This is a genomic window from Pseudomonas sp. SBT1-2, assembly GCF_028640875.1.
Classification (GTDB): domain Bacteria; phylum Pseudomonadota; class Gammaproteobacteria; order Pseudomonadales; family Pseudomonadaceae; genus Aquipseudomonas; species Aquipseudomonas chlororaphis_I.
Window position 1 is genome coordinate 1 of record NZ_JAQZAA010000006.1, and the last position, 18,114, is coordinate 18,114.

The window sequence follows — 18,114 nt, forward strand, 5'->3', positions numbered from 1 at the left end:
AAGGCCTGTGCCAAACCTGTAGGAGCGAGCTTGCTCGCGATGGCGTCCTCATTGACACCGCCTCCCCCAGCAGCAAAGACCGCTCGTCCCACAACCCCCGCCGCAGTTGAAAAACCCCACGCCACCCCCATATGAGTTTCCATCAGGGCATTTTCGCCCCGCAGCGTGGAGACTCTCCCCTTGACCACCATCGTTTCAGTCCGCCGCTTCGGCAAAGTCGTCATGGGCGGCGACGGCCAGGTTTCCCTCGGCAACACCGTGATGAAAGGCAACGCGAAAAAGGTTCGTCGCCTGTATCACGGCCAGGTTATCGCCGGCTTTGCCGGGGCCACGGCTGACGCCTTCACCCTGTTCGAACGTTTCGAAGGCCAGCTTGAGAAACATCAGGGGCACCTGGTACGCGCCGCCGTCGAACTGGCCAAGGAATGGCGCACCGACCGCTCCCTCAGCCGTCTCGAAGCCATGCTCGCAGTCGCCAACAAGGACGCTTCCCTGATCATCACCGGCAACGGTGACGTGGTCGAGCCGGAAGACGGCCTGATCGCCATGGGCTCCGGCGGCGCCTATGCCCAGGCCGCAGCCAGCGCCCTGCTGAAGAAAACCGACCTGTCGGCCCGCGAAATCGTCGAAACCGCCTTGGGCATCGCCGGCGACATCTGCGTATTCACCAACCACACCCAGACCATTGAGGAGCAGGATCTCGCGGAATAAGCCTGTTTCGGCCATCGCGCCACGGCATTCATTCTTGCTTGAGGACCGCCAATTACTATGCCCATGACTCCCCGCGAAATCGTCCACGAACTCAACCGCCATATCATCGGCCAGGACGATGCCAAGCGCGCCGTCGCCATCGCACTGCGTAACCGCTGGCGCCGCATGCAGCTGCCTGAAGAGCTGCGTGTCGAAGTAACCCCGAAGAACATCCTGATGATCGGCCCGACCGGCGTCGGCAAGACCGAGATCGCCCGGCGCCTGGCCAAGCTGGCCAACGCTCCGTTCATCAAGGTCGAAGCGACCAAGTTCACCGAAGTCGGTTATGTCGGCCGTGACGTTGAGTCCATCATCCGCGACCTGGCCGATGCCGCGATCAAACTGTTCCGCGAACAGGAAATGACCCGCGTGCGCCACCGCGCCGAAGACGCTGCCGAAGAGCGCATCCTCGATGCCCTGCTGCCACCGGCGCGCATGGGTTTCAGCAACGAGGACGCCGCCCCGGCCCAGGACTCCAACACCCGCCAGCTGTTCCGCAAGCGCCTGCGCGAAGGCCAGCTGGACGACAAGGAAATCGAGATCGAAGTGGCTGAAGTCAGCGGCGTCGACATTTCCGCGCCACCGGGCATGGAAGAGATGACCAACCAGTTGCAGAGCCTCTTCGCCAATATGGGCAAGGGCCAGCGCAAGAACCGCAAGCTCAAGGTCAAGGACGCGCTCAAGCTGATCCGCGACGAAGAAGCCAGCCGCCTGGTCAACGATGAAGAACTCAAGGCCAAGGCCCTGGAAGCGGTCGAACAGCACGGCATCGTGTTCATCGACGAAATCGACAAGGTTGCCAAGCGTGGCAACTCCGGCGGCGTCGACGTCTCTCGCGAAGGCGTGCAGCGCGACCTGCTGCCGCTGATCGAAGGCTGCACCGTCAACACCAAGCTGGGCATGGTCAAGACCGACCACATCCTGTTCATCGCTTCCGGCGCGTTCCACCTGAGCAAGCCGAGCGACCTGGTGCCCGAGCTGCAAGGCCGCTTGCCGATCCGTGTCGAACTCAAGGCGCTGTCGCCGGAAGACTTCGAGCGCATTCTCAGCGAGCCTCACGCCTCCCTGACCGAGCAATACCGCGAGCTGCTGAAAACCGAAGGCCTGGTCATCGAGTTCCAGGCGGACGGTATCAAGCGCCTGGCGGAGATCGCCTGGCAGGTCAACGAGAAGACCGAGAACATCGGTGCCCGTCGCCTGCACACCCTGCTCGAGCGCTTGCTCGAAGAGGTGTCGTTCAGCGCCGGCGACCTGGCCAGCGCCCACAACGAAGAGCCGATCCGCATCGACGCCGCCTACGTCAACAGTCACCTGGGCGAATTGGCGCAGAACGAAGACCTGTCCCGTTATATCCTCTAAGCGACAAGCCATAAGCTTCAAGCTGCAAGTTGACCGTAGTCATCTTGTAGCTTGGGGCTTGCAGCTTTAAGCTGCCCCCATGACCAGACTTCCCACCGCCATCAACCTGCACAAAGCCTCGAAGACCCTGACGCTGACCTATGCGCCAGACGAGGTCTATCACCTGCCCGCCGAATTCCTGCGGGTGCACTCCCCCTCCGCCGAGGTCCAGGGCCACGGCAAACCCATCCTGCAATTTGGCAAGATCGGAGTCGGCCTGACCAAGGTCGAACCGGCGGGCCAGTACGCACTGAAATTGACCTTCGACGACGGGCATGACAGCGGCCTGTTCACCTGGGACTACCTGTACCAGTTGGCGGTGCGCCAGGACGATCTGTGGAAGGATTATCTTGCCGAACTTCAAGCCGCCGGAAAGTCCCGCGACCCGAATGAGTCTATCGTCAAGCTGATGCTCTAGATCAGACCTCTGACGCTTTAGAGGGCATTTTCTAGATTCATCTGTTTGAATGCTGGGCTGCATGGCCAACGATTGGCCTGCTTGCGAAAAAAATTAAACTCGGGTAACCAATGGAGCTGGCAAGTTCCCTGCAGTGTTCTCTGAACAAAAAAGCAGTAATGCAGAATCAACGGTCACCCGAGCAGTAGTACCTGGCATCTTTGCTGTGTGACTACACAGCAGGTCCGGTACTCGTCTCAGGACAATGGAGCGTCGTAGATGAGTAACAAGAATAACGATGACCTGAAACGCCAAGCCTCGGAAAACACTCTGGGCCTGAATCCTGTCATCGGTTTACGTCGGAAAGATCTGCTTACCTCTGCTCGTATGGTGCTGACCCAGGCCATCAAACAACCGCTGCACAGCGCCAAACATGTGGCCCATTTCGGCGTCGAACTGAAGAACGTGATGTTCGGCAAATCGACGCTGCAACCGGAGAGCGATGACCGTCGCTTCAACGATCCGGCCTGGAGCCAGAACCCGCTGTACAAGCGTTACCTGCAAACCTACCTGGCGTGGCGCAAGGAGCTTCACGACTGGATCGGCCACAGCAACCTCTCCGAACAGGACATCAGTCGCGCCCACTTCGTCATCAACCTGATGACCGAAGCCATGGCGCCGACCAACACCGCCGCCAACCCCGCGGCGGTCAAACGCTTCTTCGAGACCGGCGGCAAAAGCCTGCTCGATGGCCTCTCCCATCTGGCCAAGGACCTGGTGCACAACGGCGGCATGCCGAGCCAGGTCAACATGGACGCCTTCGAGATCGGCAAGAACCTGGGCACCAGTGAAGGCGCGGTGGTATTTCGCAACGACGTGCTGGAACTGATCCAGTACCGCCCGGTGACCGAGCAGGTGCACGAACGCCCGCTGCTGGTGGTCCCGCCACAGATCAACAAGTTCTACGTCTTCGACCTCAGCCCGGACAAGAGCCTGGCGCGTTTCTGCCTGCGCAACGGCGTGCAGACCTTTATCGTCAGTTGGCGCAACCCGACCAAGGCGCAGCGCGAGTGGGGCCTGTCGACCTACATCGAAGCGCTGAAAGAAGCGGTCGACGTGGTCACCGCCATCACCGGCAGCAAAGACGTGAACATGCTCGGCGCCTGCTCCGGTGGCATCACCTGCACAGCGCTGCTGGGGCACTACGCGGCCCTGGGCGAGAAGAAGGTCAACGCCCTGACCCTGCTGGTCAGCGTGCTCGATACCACCCTCGACACCCAGGTGGCGCTGTTCGTCGACGAGCAGACCCTGGAAGCCGCCAAGCGTCATTCCTATCAGGCTGGCGTGCTGGAAGGCCGCGACATGGCCAAGGTCTTCGCCTGGATGCGGCCCAACGACCTGATCTGGAACTACTGGGTGAACAACTACCTGCTGGGCAACGAGCCGCCGGTGTTCGACATCCTGTTCTGGAACAACGACACCACCCGGTTGCCCGCGGCCTTCCACGGCGACCTGATCGAAATGTTCAAAAACAATCCACTGATCCGCCCCAACGCACTGGAAGTGTGCGGTACGCCGATCGACCTGAAACAGGTCACCGCCGACATCTTCTCTCTGGCCGGCACCAACGATCACATCACCCCATGGAAGTCCTGCTACAAGTCGGCCCAACTGTTCGGCGGCAAGGTCGAATTCGTCCTCTCCAGCAGCGGGCATATCCAGAGCATCCTCAACCCGCCGGGCAACCCCAAGTCGCGCTACATGACCAGCGAAGAGATGCCGCCCAGCGCCGACGACTGGCAGGAAAACTCCACCAAGCACACTGACTCCTGGTGGCTGCACTGGCAGGCCTGGCAGGCGGAGCGCTCGGGCAAACTGAAAAAGACGCCGAGCATTCTCGGCAACAAGGCGTATCCAGCGGCCGAGGCGGCGCCGGGTACTTATGTCCATGAACGTTAACCGATAGCAAGCCTGCAGGATCGAGCCGCTTGCGCTGATGCTGCTGCGCAAGCGACTCTCTCTTGCAGGCAACGATTCCACCAACAGGGCCAAGGCATGCCTCAACCGTTCATCTTTCGCACCGTCGACCTGGATGGCCAGACCATCCGCACCGCGGTACGCCCAGGCAAGCCTCACTTGACACCCTTGCTGATTTTCAATGGTATCGGCGCCAACCTGGAGCTGGTGTTTCCATTCGTGCAGGCTCTGGACCCGGACCTGGAAGTCATCGCCTTCGACGTACCGGGCGTTGGTGGCTCCTCGACGCCGAGCCGACCCTACCGTTTTCCCGGACTGGCCAAACTGACCACGCGCATGCTCGATTACCTCGACTATGGGCAGGTCAATGTGGTGGGTGTGTCCTGGGGCGGGGCGCTGGCCCAGCAGTTCGCCTATGACTACCCCGAACGCTGCAAGAAACTGGTGCTGGCCGCCACCGCCGCAGGCGCCTTCATGGTGCCGGGCAAACCCAAGGTGCTGTGGATGATGGCCAGCCCGCGGCGCTATATCCAGCCCTCCCATGTGATCCGCATCGCCCCCCTGATTTATGGCGGCTCGTTCCGCCGCGATCCCAACCTCGCCGCCGAACATGCCAGCAAGGTCCGCTCGGCGGGCAAGCTGGGCTACTACTGGCAGCTGTTCGCTGGCCTCGGCTGGACCAGCATCCACTGGCTGCACAAGATCCACCAGCCGACCCTGGTGCTGGCCGGCGACGACGACCCACTGATCCCGCTGATCAACATGCGCATGCTGGCGTGGCGAATTCCCAACGCCCAGTTGCACATCATCGACGACGGGCATCTGTTCCTGATTACCCGGGCCGAAGCTGTCGCGCCGATCATCATGAAATTCCTCGAGGAGGAACGGCAGCGGGCAGTGATGCACCCGCATCCGACACCGTTCAGCGGTACGTAGCAAAAAGCGTCTGCCGACAGGATCGTCGCGCGCAGGATGGTTCAGGACCGACTATGGTGTTTGTCTTGGTGTGCTTGTTGATGGCTTGACGAAGGAGTGTTGAAGCATGCGAGACAAACCAACGGCGGGCTCGTTGCCCACGCCCGCCACCTACATCACAGCCCAGAGTGCCATCACCGGCCTGCGTGGCCGTGACTTGCTGTCGACCCTGCGCAGCGTGGCCACCTACGGCCTGCGCCACCCGGCGCACAGCGCCCGCCACGCCTTGGCACTGGGAGGCCAATTGGGCCGTGTCCTGCTGGGGGAAACGCTGCACAAACCCAACCCCCAGGACAGCCGGTTCTCCGATCCGACCTGGAGCCTGAACCCGTTTTACCGACGCGGCCTGCAGGCCTATCTCAGCTGGCAGAAACAGATCAGGGGCTGGATCGACGACAGCGGCATGAGCGAGGACGACCGGGCCCGCGCGCACTTTGCCTTCAACCTGCTCAACGATGCGGTGGCACCGTCCAACACCCTGCTCAATCCGCTGGCGATCAAGGAGATCTTCAACTCCGGCGGCAGCAGCGTGATCCGTGGCATCGGTCATCTGGTCGATGACCTGCTGCATAACGATGGCCTGCCCAGCCAGGTCACCAAACAGTCCTTCGAAGTCGGCAGGAACCTGGCCACTACCCCCGGTTCGGTGGTGTTTCGCAACGAACTGCTGGAACTGATCCAGTACAAGCCGATGAGCGAAAAACAGTACGCCCGGCCCCTGCTGGTCGTGCCGCCACAGATCAACAAGTTCTATATCTTCGACCTCAGCCCCACCAACAGCTTCGTGCAGTTCGCCCTGAAAAACGGCCTGCAGACCTTCATCATCAGCTGGCGCAACCCCGATGTCCGGCATCGCGAATGGGGCCTGTCGAGCTATGTCGAGGCCGTGGAGGAAGCCATGAACGTCTGCCGGGCGATCACCGGCAGTCGTGACGTGAACCTGATGGGGGCCTGTGCCGGCGGCCTGACCATTGCCGCCCTGCAAGGCCACCTGCAAGCCAAGCGACAACTGCGCCGGGTCTCCAGCTCCACCTACCTGGTCAGCCTGCTGGATAGTCAGTTGGACAGCCCGGCGACCCTGTTCGCCGACGAGCAGACCCTCGAGGCAGCCAAGCGCCGCTCCTATCAACGCGGCGTGCTCGACGGTCGCGACATGGCCAAGGTGTTCGCCTGGATGCGGCCCAACGACCTGATCTGGAATTACTGGGTCAACAATTACCTGCTGGGCAAGGAGCCGCCGGCGTTCGACATCCTCTACTGGAACAACGACAACACCCGGCTGCCGGCTGCCTTTCATGGCGATCTGCTGGATTTCTTCAAGCACAACCCGATGAGTCATCCCGGTGGCCTGGAAGTCTGCGGCACGCCAATCGACCTGCAAAAAGTCACGGTCGACAGTTTCAGCGTTGCCGGAATCAACGACCACATCACCCCCTGGGATGCGGTGTATCGCTCGACCCTGCTGCTGGGCGGCGAAAAGCGCTTCGTGCTGTCCAACAGCGGGCACGTGCAGAGCATCCTCAACCCGCCGAGCAACCCCAAGGCCAACTACGTCGAAAACGGCAAGCTCAGCAGCGACCCGCGGGCCTGGTACTACGACGCCAAGCACGTCGACGGCAGTTGGTGGACGCAATGGCTGGAATGGATCCAGCAGCGTTCCGGCGCCCAGCGCGAAACCCTGATGACCCTGGGCAACCAGAATTACCCACCGATGGAGGCGGCGCCTGGCACCTACGTGCGCGTCCGCTGAATTTCCCCGCGCCGCGGCCCGAGGGTCGCGGCCTGACTGAACAACCAAGAAGACTGGATGAAAACCCGCGACCGGATACTCGAATGTGCCCTGCAGCTGTTCAACCACAAGGGCGAACCCAATGTCTCGACCATGGAAGTTGCCAACGAAATGGGGATCAGCCCCGGCAACCTCTACTACCACTTTCACGGCAAGGAGCCGCTGGTCCTCGGGCTGTTCGAGCGTTTCCAGAATGAACTGACGCCCCTGCTAGATCCGCCCGCCGATGTGCACCTGGCGCCCGAAGACTACTGGCTGTTCCTGCACCTGATCGTCGAACGCCTGGCGCACTACCGCTTCCTGTTCCAGGACCTGTCCAACCTGGCCGGGCGCCTGCCGAAGCTGGCCAAGGGGATTCGCAACCTGCTCAACGCCCTGAAGCGCACCCTGGCCTCGCTGCTGGCCAGGCTCAAGGCTTCGGGCCAACTGGTCAGCGATACCCAGGCGCTGGGGCAACTGGTGGAACAGATCACCATGACCCTGCTGTTCTCGCTGGACTATCAGCGCATCCTCGATCGCGAGGGCGAGGTACGGGTGGTGGTCTACCAGATCATGATGCTGGTGGCTCCACACCTGTTGCCACCGGCGAAACTGGCCACCGAGCAGATGGCCCTGCGTTACCTCGACGAACACGATTGATCGGTGCCGCAAGAACCCCACAAACAAAAACGCCCGGCCTTTGCAGGCCGGGCGTTTTTGTATGTCCCGAAAAACTCAGGACTGGCTGGTTGGCGTCGCGGGTGCTGGCGCCGCAGTCGGGGTAACGACAGGGCTTGGCGCCACTGCGGAGTTCGCAGGGCTGACCGGTGCTGCCGGCTTGGCGACAACCGCTGGCTTCGGTGCTGCGGCCTTGGGTGCTGCCGGTTTTTTCACTGCTGGTTTTTTCGCCGCCGGTTTCGCCGCCGGTTTCGCAGCGGGCTTGGCCGCTGGTTTTGCCGCGGGCTTGGCGGATACTGGCTTGGCGGCAGGTTTTGCAGCCGGCTTGGCCGCCGCAGTTTTGGCTGCCGGTTTCGCGGCAGGCTTGGCTGCTGCTTTGGCCGGAGCCTTGGCTGCCGGTTTGGCTGCTGCTTTAGCCAGAGGCTTGGCCGCCGGTTTGGCCGCTGCAGTCTTGGCCGCGATCGGAGCTACCTTGGCGCCTGTGAGTTTCTCGATCTGTTTGGTCAGGGTGTCGACCTTGCTGTGCAGCGCCTTGACTTCATTGCGGCTGGGCACGCCCAGACGCGAAATGGCACTGTTCAAGCGCTTGTCGAATGCACCTTCCAGCTCGTCCCACTTGCCCAGCGCGCGGTCCTTGACGCCACTGATGCGCGATTTTGCCGAGCTCGCGGAGTCCTTGGCGGCATCGACTTTCTTGCCGACAGCGCTTTTGGTGAGCTTCTCGGCTTTCTCGCCATCCTTGACCAGCGACTCGAAAAGCTTGCTGCCGTCAGTGTCGATTTTCGAGTACACGCCTAAACCAGCAAGCCAGATTTTACGGGAGTAGTCTTCGACCTTCCCGATCCACGAGCTGCCTTCTTTTTCAGTATTCTTTTTACCAGCCATCCCGTTCTCCTTAATGTTTACGCGCGACACGTTCGAGCAATGCCGTCAGCTCATCGAGCTTAGCAGAGAGTGTCTCAACGTCATGTTTAGACGGAATGCCGATGCGATTCAAGGCACTTGCGACGCGCGTGTCAAAAGCCCTCTCGACTTTATCCAGCTGCACTTCGACTTTGCCCCTGAGACTGGTGACATCGCTCTTCACGTTATCAATCTGACTGTTGGCGGCCTCAAGTTGTTCAGTCACAACTTTTTTGCCTTTCTTTTCAACAGATTGACCGGCTTTAACGAGCTCTTGAAAGTACTCGCTGCCTTCCTGACCGACCTTGGTGTAGGCACCCAGGCCTGCCAGCCAGATCTTGCGGGCATAGGATTTGACTTCGCTCAGAGTGGTTGATGCGACATCAACTTTTTTCTTCAGAATTGCTTTGGCCATGGTGCACCTCACGCGCAGAAGGTTTGAGGAACTGCCCGCAGGAAAGTGGGCTCAGGCACAAAGTAGTGAGAAAAATTAGAATCGGCACCCTAACCAATGTCATAAAAAAGGTGGCGGGTTATTGGAGATGACCGGCTCGCCAGCGATGTTTTTCCAGGCGTCATGACAACACCCAAATCACCGGCAAGCCGACTTCGGTGAAAGCGGCTCAGACCAGGGCTTTATCCAGCGCCTTTTCGATTTCCGACTTGATCATGCCGCTCATGGCGGACATCAACAGGCCCAGCTCGACATCGACCCTGATCGAATCGTCGCCCACCTGCACCGCACCTTTGACCCCCGAACGCTTGAGGTTCAGGGTATCGCCCGACCACTGCGGCTCGAGGCCATACTGATCGGCCAGTTTCTGCGCCAACTGGTCAGCCTTTTCGCGGGCTGCTTCCTTACCCAGGCCGTGGGCACGCTCAACACTTATACGGGCCATTGAATGACTCCTGCTTTATCGGGACTTGCCTATGAGCGTCTTGAGCTGCGCTGCGTCAAAACGCCCCGGCGCTTCACTATCTTACATTCAGCCTTGCCAAGACAAAGACCGCCACCGGGATTAGAATGTCCCGCATTCTCTTTTGGTGACAGCGATATGACTGATCAGCGCAAAGGCAGCGATGCCGAACCCACCACTCACTTCGGCTTCAAAAACGTTCCGGAAAGCCAGAAGGCGGAAAAAGTCGCTGAGGTGTTCCACTCGGTGGCCGCCAAGTACGACTTGATGAACGACGTACTGTCCGGTGGCATGCATCGCCTGTGGAAACGCTTCACGATCGAATTGTCCGGCGTTCGCCCTGGCAATCGCGTGCTGGACATCGCCGGCGGCACCGGCGACCTGACCCGCAAGTTCTCCCATCTGGTGGGTCCTACCGGCCAGGTGGTGCTGGCGGACATCAACGCCTCCATGCTCAAGGTCGGTCGCGACCGCCTGCTCGACAAGGGCGTGGCCGGCAACATCGAGTTCGTTCAGGCCGACGCGGAAAAGCTGCCGTTCCCGGACAACCATTTCGACGTCGTGACCATCGCCTTCGGCCTGCGCAACGTGACCCACAAGGAAGACGCCCTGCGCTCGATGCTGCGGGTGCTCAAGCCCGGTGGCCGCCTGCTGGTACTGGAGTTCTCCAAGCCGACCAACGCGCTGATGTCCAAGGTCTACGACGCCTACTCGTTCGCCTTCATGCCGCTGGCCGGCAAGCTGATCACCAACGACTCGGAAAGCTATCGCTACCTGGCCGAATCGATCCGCATGCACCCGAACCAGGAAACCCTGAAGTCGATGATGGTCGAGGCCGGCTTCGATCGCGTGACCTACCACAACATGACCGCGGGCATCGTCGCCCTGCACCGCGGCATCAAACCCTGATGTTGTTCAGCGGCCTGCTTGCCAGCGTCGAACACGGCCTCAACCGTGTACTGCGTCTCGACAGCACGGCTTTGCCACGCTTGCAGCATTTGAACGGCAAGGTCATCGCCGTCGATTGCCGCAGCCCGAGCGTGCAGCTGTTCGTCATTCCTGGCGATGAGGGCCTGACCCTCGCCGCGCATTGGACGGCCGACGCCGACTGCACCCTGCGGGCGCCGGCCTCGAGCCTGGTGCGCCTGGCCCTGAGCCAGGACAAGACCTCGGTGCTGCACAGCCCCGAAGTCGAGCTGGAAGGCGACAGCGGCGTGCTGCTGGAACTGGCGGCCATCCTCCAGGACCTCGAACTGGACTGGGAGTACGAACTCTCGCGCTGGCTCGGCCCGGTGGCCACCCAGCTGTTCAGCGGCCATTTACGCAGCCGCGCGCGCTGGTATCGCCAGGGTTTCGCCAGCCTGAACCAGAATCTCGCCGAATACCTGGCCGAAGAGTCGCGCACCCTGGTGGGCCAGCGCGAAGCCGAAGCCCGCTTCAGTGAACTGGACCGGGTCAAGCTCGACCTGGAACGCCTCGAGGCGCGCTTCGAGCGCCTTTCCCGATCCCTTGACCCAAGCGATAACGCATGAAGCTGCTTGCCGTCCGCCGTTTGTTGCGCATCCAGCGCGTCGTGATCCGCTACCGCCTCGATGACCTGCTGTTCGCCCTGCCCCTGCCCTGGTTCCTCCTGGCGCTGCGCTACGCCTTGCCCTGGCGCTGGTTCCCGCGCAAGCAGCTGGAGCTGAGCCGCGGTGCGCGCCTGCGCCTGGCCTTGCAGGACCTGGGGCCGATCTTCATCAAGTTCGGACAGATTCTCTCGACCCGCCGCGATCTGCTGCCCGAAGACATCGCCGACGAGCTGATGCTGCTGCAGGACCGCGTGCCGCCCTTCGATTCGAAGAAGTCGGTGGCGCTGATCGAGGAGCAACTGGGCAAGAAGATCAGCGATGTGTTCAGCCGCTTCGATATCGAGCCCCTGGCCTCCGCTTCGGTGGCGCAAGTCCACGCCGCCCAGCTCAAGAGCGGCGAAGAAGTGGTGGTCAAGGTCATCCGCCCGGGCCTCAAGCCGGTCATCGCCCAGGACCTGGCCTGGCTGTTCATCCTTGCCCGCGCCGCCGAAAAGGTTTCGGCCGACGCCCGCCTGCTGCACCCGGTGGATGTGGTCAGCGATTACGAAAAAACCATCTACGACGAACTCGACCTGTTGCGCGAAGCGGCCAACGCCAGCCAGCTCAAGCGCAACTTCGAAGGCTCGCCGCTACTCTACGTGCCGCAGGTCTACTGGGACTGGTGCCGGCCGAAAGTGCTGGTCATGGAGCGCATCTACGGGATCCAGGTGACCGACCTGGCCACCCTGGCCGACCAGCGCACCGACATGAAAATGCTCGCCGAGCGCGGCGTGGAGATCTTCTTCACCCAGGTGTTCCGCGACAGCTTCTTCCACGCCGACATGCACCCGGGCAACATCTTCGTCAGCACCGTGCAGCCGTGGAGCCCGCAATACATTGCCATCGACTGCGGCATCGTCGGCAGCCTGACCCCGGAAGACCAGGACTACCTGGCGCGCAACCTGTTCGCGTTCTTCAAGCGTGATTACCGGCGCGTGGCGCAGTTGCACATCGATTCGGGCTGGGTGCCGGCAGAGACCAAACTCAACGAATTCGAAGCGGCGATCCGTACCGTGTGCGAGCCGATCTTCGAAAAACCGTTAAAAGATATTTCCTTCGGCCAGGTGCTGATGCGCCTGTTCCAGACCGCTCGCCGCTTCAACATGGAAGTGCAGCCGCAACTGGTGCTGCTGCAAAAGACCCTGCTGAACATCGAAGGCCTGGGCCGCCAGCTGTACCCGGAGCTGGACCTGTGGAACACCGCCCAGCCGTTCCTCGAACGCTGGATGCGCGAGCGCGTCAGCCCCAAAGCCTTGCTGGGCAACCTGCACAGCCAGGTCGAACAACTGCCGCACCTGGCCAACATGACCCGCGACCTGCTCGAACGCATGTCCCAGCCCCATGCCCAGGACCCTTCGCCGCCCTGGAAACGGCGCAAGGACGACTGGTTCCTGCGCCTTCTCGGCGCGGCGCACCTGGCCGGTGGCGCGATCCTCGCGGCCGGCGGACCGCTGAACGAGCTGGGTCACTGGCCGGCCGGCATCATGATGGCCGTGGGCTTGTATCTGGTCGTGCGCCGATAGCCAGCCGGGCTAGCGGCTGGCACACTGTTTCTCATCGCCGAGGCTCGACGAGCGCGTCGGGCCCTGTTGTCGGAGTCGAAGATGAAAGATTGGCTGGACGAGATCAAATGGGACGCTGACGGCCTGGTGCCGGCCATCGCCCAGGATCACAAGACCGGGCGCGTGCTGATGATGGCCTGGATGAACCGCGAGGCGCTGAGCCTGACCGCTGCCGAAAACCGTGCCATCTACTGGTCACGTTCGCGTGGCAAGCTATGGCGCAAGGGAGAAGAGTCCGGGCATGTGCAAAAGCTCCATGAAATGCGCCTGGACTGCGATGCCGACGTCATCATCCTGATGGTCGAACAGATCGGCGACATTGCCTGCCACACAGGCCGCCAGAGCTGCTTCTACCGCGTTTATGAAAACGGCGACTGGAAAACGGTCGATCCGGTACTCAAAGACCCGCACGCGATCTATCAAGCAGGACACTGAACATGAGCGATACCCTGACCCGTCTGGCCCAGGTGCTGGAAGAGCGCAAAGGCGCCGCCGCCGACACTTCCTATGTCGCCAGCCTGTACCACAAGGGCCTGAACAAGATTCTGGAAAAAGTCGGCGAGGAATCGGTGGAAACCATCATTGCCGCCAAGGACGCCGCCCACAGCGGCGACTGCAGCGATGTGATCTACGAAACCGCCGACCTGTGGTTCCACACCATGGTCATGCTCGCCCAGCTGGGGCAGCATCCGCAGGCCGTTCTCGATGAACTGGACCGGCGCTTCGGTTTGTCCGGACACGCCGAGAAAGCCTCGCGTCCGTCCGCCTGAACATCATTTAGAGAGGAAACGCAGCATGGGCATTTTTGACTGGAAACACTGGATCGTCATCCTGGTTGTCGTGGTGCTGGTGTTCGGCACCAAGAAACTGAAAAACCTCGGCACCGATGTCGGCGAATCGATCAAGGGCTTTCGCAAGGCCATGAACGACGACGAAAAACCCGCCGAGCCTGGCGTGCCTCCGACCGCCCAGCCTGCTCCGCCGGTCCAGCCGCAAAGCGCTCCGCTGAACCAGCCGCACACCATCGACGTGCAGGCGCAAAAAGTCGAAGAGCCGACCCGCAAAGACTCGTGAGCACTGACTAATGTTTGGTATCAGCTTCTCTGAACTGCTGCTCGTCGGCCTGGTGGCCCTGCTGGTGCTCGGCCCCGAGCGTCTGCCGGGCGCCGCGCGCACGGCTGGCCTGTGGATCGGCCGCCTGAAGCGCAGCTTCAATGCGATCAAGCAGGAAGTTGAACGGGAAATCGGTGCCGATGAAATTCGTCGGCAACTGCACAACGAACACATTCTGTCGCTGGAACAGGAAGCGCGGAAAATCCTCAATCCGATCCAGCAACAGCCGACACCGGTCGAGCCCGTGGCCGAACAGAGCATTCATGCGCCCGCCGCGGCGCCTGAAGCGCCCGCCAGCGCGACCACGGCGAGCCCTACTGCCGCAACTGCACCGGCCGAACCGGCTGCGCCCGTGACAACGCCTGTCACGCCAGCCCCCCACGACCCTACTTTGCCGCCGCGAGCCCCATGAGCGATATTCCGGAAAACGACCAACATATGCCGCTGGTGTCGCACCTCACCGAGTTGCGCACCCGGTTGCTGCGCTGCGTGGCGGCGATCTTCCTGATCTTCGGCGGGCTGTTCGCCTTCACCCAGCAGATCTACACCATCGTCTCCACGCCGTTGCGCCAGTACCTGCCGGCGGGCGCAACGATGATCGCCACCGACGTGGCGTCGCCGTTCCTGACCCCGCTCAAGCTGACGATGATGGTCTCGCTGTTCCTGGCGATCCCGGTGATCCTGCACCAGATCTGGGGCTTCATCGCCCCCGGCCTGTACAAGCATGAAAAGCGCATCGCCGTACCACTGCTGGTCTCCAGCATCCTGCTGTTCTACATCGGCATGGCCTTCGCCTATTTCCTGGTGTTCCCGCTGATCTTCAAGTTCTTCGCCGCGGCCACCCCGGCCGGCGTGGAAATGATGACCGACATCACCAGCTACCTCGATTTCGTCATGACCCTGTTCTTCGCCTTCGGCGTGGCGTTCGAGATCCCGGTGGCGGTGGTGCTGCTGGTGTGGATCGGCGTGGTCGACGTCGCCTACCTGAAGAAGATCCGCCCATACGTGATCATCGGCTGCTTCGTGGTCGGCATGATCCTGACCCCGCCGGACATCTTCTCCCAAACCCTGCTGGCGGTACCGATGTGGCTGCTGTTCGAGATCGGCATCCTGTTCGGCAGCCTGATCAGCAAACGCGGCGACCATCCGGACGACCAGCCGGCGGAAGACCACAACGACCAGCCGCCAGCGACCCAAGCGTGAACCTGCTGCTGCTCGAGGAGGCCGACTTCATCGCGGCCGACCGGGTGATCCTGCGCGATCGCCGCCTGACCCACATGCAGGAAGTCCATCGGGCCGCGGTGGGCGACAGCCTGCGGGTCGGCCGTATCGGCGGGTTGATGGGCTCGGCCGAACTGCTGCGCCTGGAGCCTGGGGAAGCCGAACTGCAAGTCAGCCTCGACCAGCCACCGCCGACCAAGCTGCCCCTGACCCTGGTGCTGGCCCTGCCGCGCCCGAAAATGCTCCGCCGGGTGCTGCAAACCGTCGCGGCCATGGGCGTGCCCCGGCTGGTGCTGGTGAACAGCTACCGGGTCGAGAAAAGCTTCTGGCAAACGCCTTTCCTCGAACCCGAGGCGATTCGCGAGCAACTGATCCTCGGCCTGGAACAGGCCCGCGACAGCGTGCTGCCGGAAGTGGTCATCGAAAAGCGCTTCAAACCCTTCGTCGAAGACCGCCTGCCAGCGCTGGTCGAAGGCACCCTCGGCCTGGTCGGCCATCCCGGCCAATACCCGGCCTGCCCTCGCGGCCTGGATGAGCCGGTGACCCTGGCCATCGGCCCGGAAGGCGGCTGGATCCCCTACGAAATCGACCTGCTGGGCAAGTCCGGCCTGCAACCGGTGCAACTCGGCGAACGCATCCTGCGGGTCGAAACCGCCGTCACCGCCCTTCTCGCCCGCCTCTTCTAACTAACCCCCACTCCCGTAGGAGCGAGGCTTGCCCGCGATAGCGCGGTGCCTGACACGGCGCCATCGCCGGCAAGCCTCGCTGCTGTTACACGGACGCTTCAGATTTATCTGACGCAGCCGATAGGTTCTCTACAAAACCTATTAATAGCCCAAGGGAGTTCGCGGCATGTACCGTTGGTTAGCCCAGAGTCTGGGAAATGTGAGCGTCAACCTCAAACTCGGCGTTGGCTTCGGTCTGGTGCTGCTACTGACCCTGCTGATCACCGCGACCGGCTGGCTGGGCCTGGGCAATGTGATCGAGCGCGGCGACAAGCTGGGCTACATCTCCAGCCTCAACGAGCTGACCAAGGACCTGCGCATCGCGCGCCTGGACTATGAAATGCGCCGTGGCGAGCAGGGACCGGGGGCCGTCAGCGAGCTGCTGAACAAGCTCGACGAAGGCCTGCAACGCGCACGCAAGATGCTGGAAATGCCTGAAAGCATCGCCATGATCGACCAGCAGATCGCCGCCGTCAGCGAGTACAAGCTGGCCTTCGCCGACATGACCCGCGCCACCGCCAGCCGCGAAGCCGCCCGCGCCAAACTGGGCGCCACCGCCGATAACGCCGTGGCCCGGGTGGCCGAAGTGGAGAAATCCATGCTGCAGGGCGACAGCGTGGCGCAGTTCAATAGCGTCATCGACCTGAGCAAACTGATCCAGCAGGCGCGCTTCCAGGTCCGCGGCTACACCTACAGCGGCAAGGCCGAGGCCGAACAGCCGGCGCTGGACGCCATCGACAACGCCCTGAACAACCTCGCCAGCCTGCCGGCCAAGCTGCCGGAACAGCACCTGGCCAACCTGCAACAGGCCACCGAAGCCCTCAAGGGCTATCGCTCCGCCGTCAGCGAGTTTCGCGACTCCCAGGTGGCCAGCGCCGCCGCGCTCAAACGCATGGCGGCCCAGGGCGACCGCCTGATGGACGTCAGCAAGCAGCTGACCGCCGCGCAAACCCACAAACGCGACAGCGACGCCGCCCGGGCCAGAAGCACCCTGGCCATCGTCACCGCCCTGGCCCTGCTGTTCGGCCTGGTTGCTGCCTGGAGCATCACCCGGCAGATCGTCATCCCGCTGCGCCAGACCCTCAAGGTGGTCGAGCGTGTCGCCTCGGGCGATCTCAGCGAAAACCTGCAGGTCGAGCGTCGCGACGAGCTCGGCCAGCTGCAACGGGCCATGCAACGCATGACCCTGAGCCTGCGCGAGCTGATCGGCGGCATCAGCGATGGCGTCACCCAGATTGCCAGCGCCGCCGAGCAACTGTCGGCGGTGACCGAGCAGACCAGCGCCGGAGTCAACAGCCAGAAAGTCGAGACCGACCAGGTCGCCACCGCCATGAATGAAATGGCCGCCACGGTCCAGGAAGTCGCGCGCAACGCCGAGGAAGCCTCGGAAGCCGCGGTCGCCGCCGATCAGCAGGCCCGCGAGGGCGACAAGGTAGTTGGCGAGGCGATCGCACAGATCGAACGCCTGGCCGCCGAGGTCGGCAACTCAACCGCCGCCATGGGCCACCTGAAGCAGGAAAGCGACAAGATCGGCAGTGTGCTCGACGTGATCAAGTCGGTCGCCCAGCAGACCAACCTGCTGGCCCTCAACGCCGCCATCGAAGCCGCCCGCGCGGGTGAAGCCGGTCGTGGTTTCGCCGTGGTGGCCGACGAGGTGCGCAGCCTGGCGCAGCGCACCCAGAAGTCCACCGAAGAGATCGAGGAGCTGATCGTCGGCCTGCAGAACGGCACCCAGGAAGTGGCCAACATCATGGACAACAGCCGCAACCTGACCGACAGCAGCGTAGAGCTGACCCGTCGGGCCGGTGGCTCGCTGGAAAACATCACCCGCACCGTCTCGGCGATCCAGGCGATGAACCAGCAGATCGCCGCCGCGGCCGAGCAGCAGAGCGCGGTGGCCGAGGAAATCAACAGAAGCGTGCTGAACGTGCGCGACGTGTCCGAGCAGACCTCGGCAGCCAGTGAGGAAACAGCGGCCTCCAGCGTCGAGCTGGCGCGCCTGGGGACCCATCTGCAGACCCTGGTCGGGCGCTTCCGGGTTTGAGCCGAGCCGGTTTCGCTTGATATCGGGGTGAAACAATCGCGGGCAAGCCTCGCTCCTACAGATAAAGGTCATCTGT

General features: G+C 62.3%; 20 protein-coding genes and 1 pseudogene. 18 read left to right on the plus strand and 3 right to left on the minus strand.

Annotated elements, in window-relative coordinates; translation table 11 throughout:
- Positions 1–180: 180 nt before the first annotated feature.
- The 7 genes from hslV (at position 181) to PVZ78_RS00150 (ending at position 7,925) form a co-directional block, all read left to right on the plus strand.
- Positions 181–711 carry an ATP-dependent protease subunit HslV gene (gene hslV, locus PVZ78_RS00120; RefSeq protein WP_007925866.1) on the plus strand — a complete coding sequence of 177 codons (531 nt, stop codon included), beginning with the start codon at positions 181–183 and terminating at the stop codon, positions 709–711.
- Positions 712–768: 57 nt separating this feature from the next.
- Positions 769–2,109, plus strand: a complete 1,341-nt coding sequence (hslU, locus tag PVZ78_RS00125) for an ATP-dependent protease ATPase subunit HslU (protein WP_009046589.1) — start codon at positions 769–771, stop codon at positions 2,107–2,109.
- Positions 2,110–2,188: 79 nt separating this feature from the next.
- Positions 2,189–2,566, plus strand: coding sequence for a gamma-butyrobetaine hydroxylase-like domain-containing protein (locus PVZ78_RS00130; protein ID WP_007925870.1), 378 nt, complete (start codon positions 2,189–2,191; stop codon positions 2,564–2,566).
- Between the two features lie 258 nt (positions 2,567–2,824).
- The gene (gene phaC, locus PVZ78_RS00135; RefSeq protein ID WP_009046588.1) at positions 2,825–4,504 is read left to right on the plus strand and encodes a class II poly(R)-hydroxyalkanoic acid synthase; all 1,680 of its coding nucleotides are present in this window, start codon (positions 2,825–2,827) and stop codon (positions 4,502–4,504) included.
- Between the two features lie 96 nt (positions 4,505–4,600).
- Complete coding sequence (phaZ, locus tag PVZ78_RS00140) at positions 4,601–5,458, plus strand: poly(3-hydroxyalkanoate) depolymerase (protein WP_009046587.1); 858 nt, start codon at positions 4,601–4,603, stop codon at positions 5,456–5,458.
- A 106-nt stretch (positions 5,459–5,564) separates the two neighbouring features.
- Positions 5,565–7,247: a class II poly(R)-hydroxyalkanoic acid synthase gene (gene phaC, locus PVZ78_RS00145; RefSeq protein ID WP_028683783.1), complete on the plus strand. Its 1,683-nt coding sequence runs from the start codon at positions 5,565–5,567 to the stop codon at positions 7,245–7,247.
- A gap of 57 nt (positions 7,248–7,304) precedes the next feature.
- On the plus strand, positions 7,305–7,925 hold the full coding sequence (locus PVZ78_RS00150; protein WP_009046585.1) for a TetR/AcrR family transcriptional regulator: 621 nt from the start codon (positions 7,305–7,307) through the stop codon (positions 7,923–7,925).
- A gap of 75 nt (positions 7,926–8,000) precedes the next feature.
- Here PVZ78_RS00150 and PVZ78_RS00155 read toward each other — a convergent pair whose 3' ends face one another.
- The 3 genes from PVZ78_RS00155 to PVZ78_RS00165 form a co-directional block, all read right to left on the minus strand.
- A complete protein-coding gene (locus PVZ78_RS00155; RefSeq protein ID WP_273828065.1) occupies positions 8,001–8,828 on the minus strand; it encodes a phasin family protein in 828 nt (275 codons plus the stop codon).
- Positions 8,829–8,838: 10 nt separating this feature from the next.
- On the minus strand, positions 8,839–9,261 hold the full coding sequence (locus PVZ78_RS00160) for a phasin family protein (RefSeq protein WP_009046583.1): 423 nt from the start codon (positions 9,259–9,261) through the stop codon (positions 8,839–8,841).
- 208 nt (positions 9,262–9,469) lie between these two features.
- Positions 9,470–9,745, minus strand: a complete 276-nt coding sequence (locus PVZ78_RS00165) for a polyhydroxyalkanoic acid system family protein (RefSeq protein WP_007925878.1) — start codon at positions 9,743–9,745, stop codon at positions 9,470–9,472.
- A 156-nt stretch (positions 9,746–9,901) separates the two neighbouring features.
- On the opposite strand from PVZ78_RS00165, the gene ubiE reads away from it, so the two are divergent.
- The 11 genes and pseudogenes from ubiE to PVZ78_RS31690 all read left to right on the plus strand — a co-directional run bounded on the left by ubiE (position 9,902) and on the right by PVZ78_RS31690 (position 18,038).
- A complete protein-coding gene (gene ubiE / locus PVZ78_RS00170; protein ID WP_007925879.1) occupies positions 9,902–10,672 on the plus strand; it encodes a bifunctional demethylmenaquinone methyltransferase/2-methoxy-6-polyprenyl-1,4-benzoquinol methylase UbiE in 771 nt (256 codons plus the stop codon).
- Positions 10,672–11,295 carry a ubiquinone biosynthesis accessory factor UbiJ gene (locus tag PVZ78_RS00175; RefSeq protein ID WP_009046582.1) on the plus strand — a complete coding sequence of 208 codons (624 nt, stop codon included), beginning with the start codon at positions 10,672–10,674 and terminating at the stop codon, positions 11,293–11,295. Before ubiE ends, PVZ78_RS00175 begins: the two co-directional genes overlap by 1 nt.
- Positions 11,292–12,896, plus strand: a complete 1,605-nt coding sequence (ubiB, locus tag PVZ78_RS00180; RefSeq protein WP_110176416.1) for a ubiquinone biosynthesis regulatory protein kinase UbiB — start codon at positions 11,292–11,294, stop codon at positions 12,894–12,896. The genes PVZ78_RS00175 and ubiB overlap by 4 nt, the downstream gene beginning before the upstream one ends.
- Before the next feature lie 81 nt (positions 12,897–12,977).
- Entirely contained in the window at positions 12,978–13,370 is a 393-nt protein-coding gene (gene hisI, locus PVZ78_RS00185) for a phosphoribosyl-AMP cyclohydrolase (RefSeq protein WP_007925882.1), read from the plus strand.
- 2 nt (positions 13,371–13,372) lie between these two features.
- The gene (locus tag PVZ78_RS00190) at positions 13,373–13,705 is read left to right on the plus strand and encodes a phosphoribosyl-ATP diphosphatase (protein WP_007925883.1); all 333 of its coding nucleotides are present in this window, start codon (positions 13,373–13,375) and stop codon (positions 13,703–13,705) included.
- 25 nt (positions 13,706–13,730) lie between these two features.
- Entirely contained in the window at positions 13,731–14,009 is a 279-nt protein-coding gene (locus PVZ78_RS00195; protein ID WP_007925884.1) for a twin-arginine translocase TatA/TatE family subunit, read from the plus strand.
- A gap of 10 nt (positions 14,010–14,019) precedes the next feature.
- Positions 14,020–14,460, plus strand: a complete 441-nt coding sequence (tatB, locus tag PVZ78_RS00200) for a Sec-independent protein translocase protein TatB (protein WP_016704437.1) — start codon at positions 14,020–14,022, stop codon at positions 14,458–14,460.
- A complete protein-coding gene (tatC, locus tag PVZ78_RS00205) occupies positions 14,457–15,251 on the plus strand; it encodes a twin-arginine translocase subunit TatC (RefSeq protein WP_009046579.1) in 795 nt (264 codons plus the stop codon). Before tatB ends, tatC begins: the two co-directional genes overlap by 4 nt.
- Positions 15,248–15,955 carry a 16S rRNA (uracil(1498)-N(3))-methyltransferase gene (locus tag PVZ78_RS00210; protein WP_016704436.1) on the plus strand — a complete coding sequence of 236 codons (708 nt, stop codon included), beginning with the start codon at positions 15,248–15,250 and terminating at the stop codon, positions 15,953–15,955. The genes tatC and PVZ78_RS00210 overlap by 4 nt, the downstream gene beginning before the upstream one ends.
- Positions 15,956–16,121: 166 nt before the next feature.
- Positions 16,122–17,183 (plus strand): annotated as a pseudogene (locus PVZ78_RS31685) (methyl-accepting chemotaxis protein); the annotation flags it as partial.
- Between the two features lie 141 nt (positions 17,184–17,324).
- Positions 17,325–18,038, plus strand: coding sequence for a methyl-accepting chemotaxis protein (locus PVZ78_RS31690; RefSeq protein ID WP_371923112.1), 714 nt, complete (start codon positions 17,325–17,327; stop codon positions 18,036–18,038).
- The last annotated feature ends 76 nt before the right edge of the window (positions 18,039–18,114 follow it).

Bases quoted from the DNA above. Each gene is read 5' to 3' on its own strand.
- hslU (WP_009046589.1), top strand. From the start codon at position 769: ATGCCCATGACTCCCCGCGAAATCGTCCACGAACTCAACCGCCATATC.
- PVZ78_RS00130 (WP_007925870.1), top strand. From the start codon at position 2,189: ATGACCAGACTTCCCACCGCCATCAACCTGCACAAAGCCTCGAAGACC.
- phaC (WP_009046588.1), top strand. From the start codon at position 2,825: ATGAGTAACAAGAATAACGATGACCTGAAACGCCAAGCCTCGGAAAAC.
- phaZ (WP_009046587.1), top strand. From the start codon at position 4,601: ATGCCTCAACCGTTCATCTTTCGCACCGTCGACCTGGATGGCCAGACC.
- phaC (WP_028683783.1), top strand. From the start codon at position 5,565: ATGCGAGACAAACCAACGGCGGGCTCGTTGCCCACGCCCGCCACCTAC.
- PVZ78_RS00150 (WP_009046585.1), top strand. From the start codon at position 7,305: ATGAAAACCCGCGACCGGATACTCGAATGTGCCCTGCAGCTGTTCAAC.
- PVZ78_RS00155 (WP_273828065.1), bottom strand. From the start codon at position 8,828: ATGGCTGGTAAAAAGAATACTGAAAAAGAAGGCAGCTCGTGGATCGGG.
- PVZ78_RS00160 (WP_009046583.1), bottom strand. From the start codon at position 9,261: ATGGCCAAAGCAATTCTGAAGAAAAAAGTTGATGTCGCATCAACCACT.
- PVZ78_RS00165 (WP_007925878.1), bottom strand. From the start codon at position 9,745: ATGGCCCGTATAAGTGTTGAGCGTGCCCACGGCCTGGGTAAGGAAGCA.
- ubiE (WP_007925879.1), top strand. From the start codon at position 9,902: ATGACTGATCAGCGCAAAGGCAGCGATGCCGAACCCACCACTCACTTC.
- PVZ78_RS00175 (WP_009046582.1), top strand. From the start codon at position 10,672: ATGTTGTTCAGCGGCCTGCTTGCCAGCGTCGAACACGGCCTCAACCGT.
- ubiB (WP_110176416.1), top strand. From the start codon at position 11,292: ATGAAGCTGCTTGCCGTCCGCCGTTTGTTGCGCATCCAGCGCGTCGTG.
- hisI (WP_007925882.1), top strand. From the start codon at position 12,978: ATGAAAGATTGGCTGGACGAGATCAAATGGGACGCTGACGGCCTGGTG.
- PVZ78_RS00190 (WP_007925883.1), top strand. From the start codon at position 13,373: ATGAGCGATACCCTGACCCGTCTGGCCCAGGTGCTGGAAGAGCGCAAA.
- PVZ78_RS00195 (WP_007925884.1), top strand. From the start codon at position 13,731: ATGGGCATTTTTGACTGGAAACACTGGATCGTCATCCTGGTTGTCGTG.
- tatB (WP_016704437.1), top strand. From the start codon at position 14,020: ATGTTTGGTATCAGCTTCTCTGAACTGCTGCTCGTCGGCCTGGTGGCC.
- tatC (WP_009046579.1), top strand. From the start codon at position 14,457: ATGAGCGATATTCCGGAAAACGACCAACATATGCCGCTGGTGTCGCAC.
- PVZ78_RS31690 (WP_371923112.1), top strand. From the start codon at position 17,325: ATGAATGAAATGGCCGCCACGGTCCAGGAAGTCGCGCGCAACGCCGAG.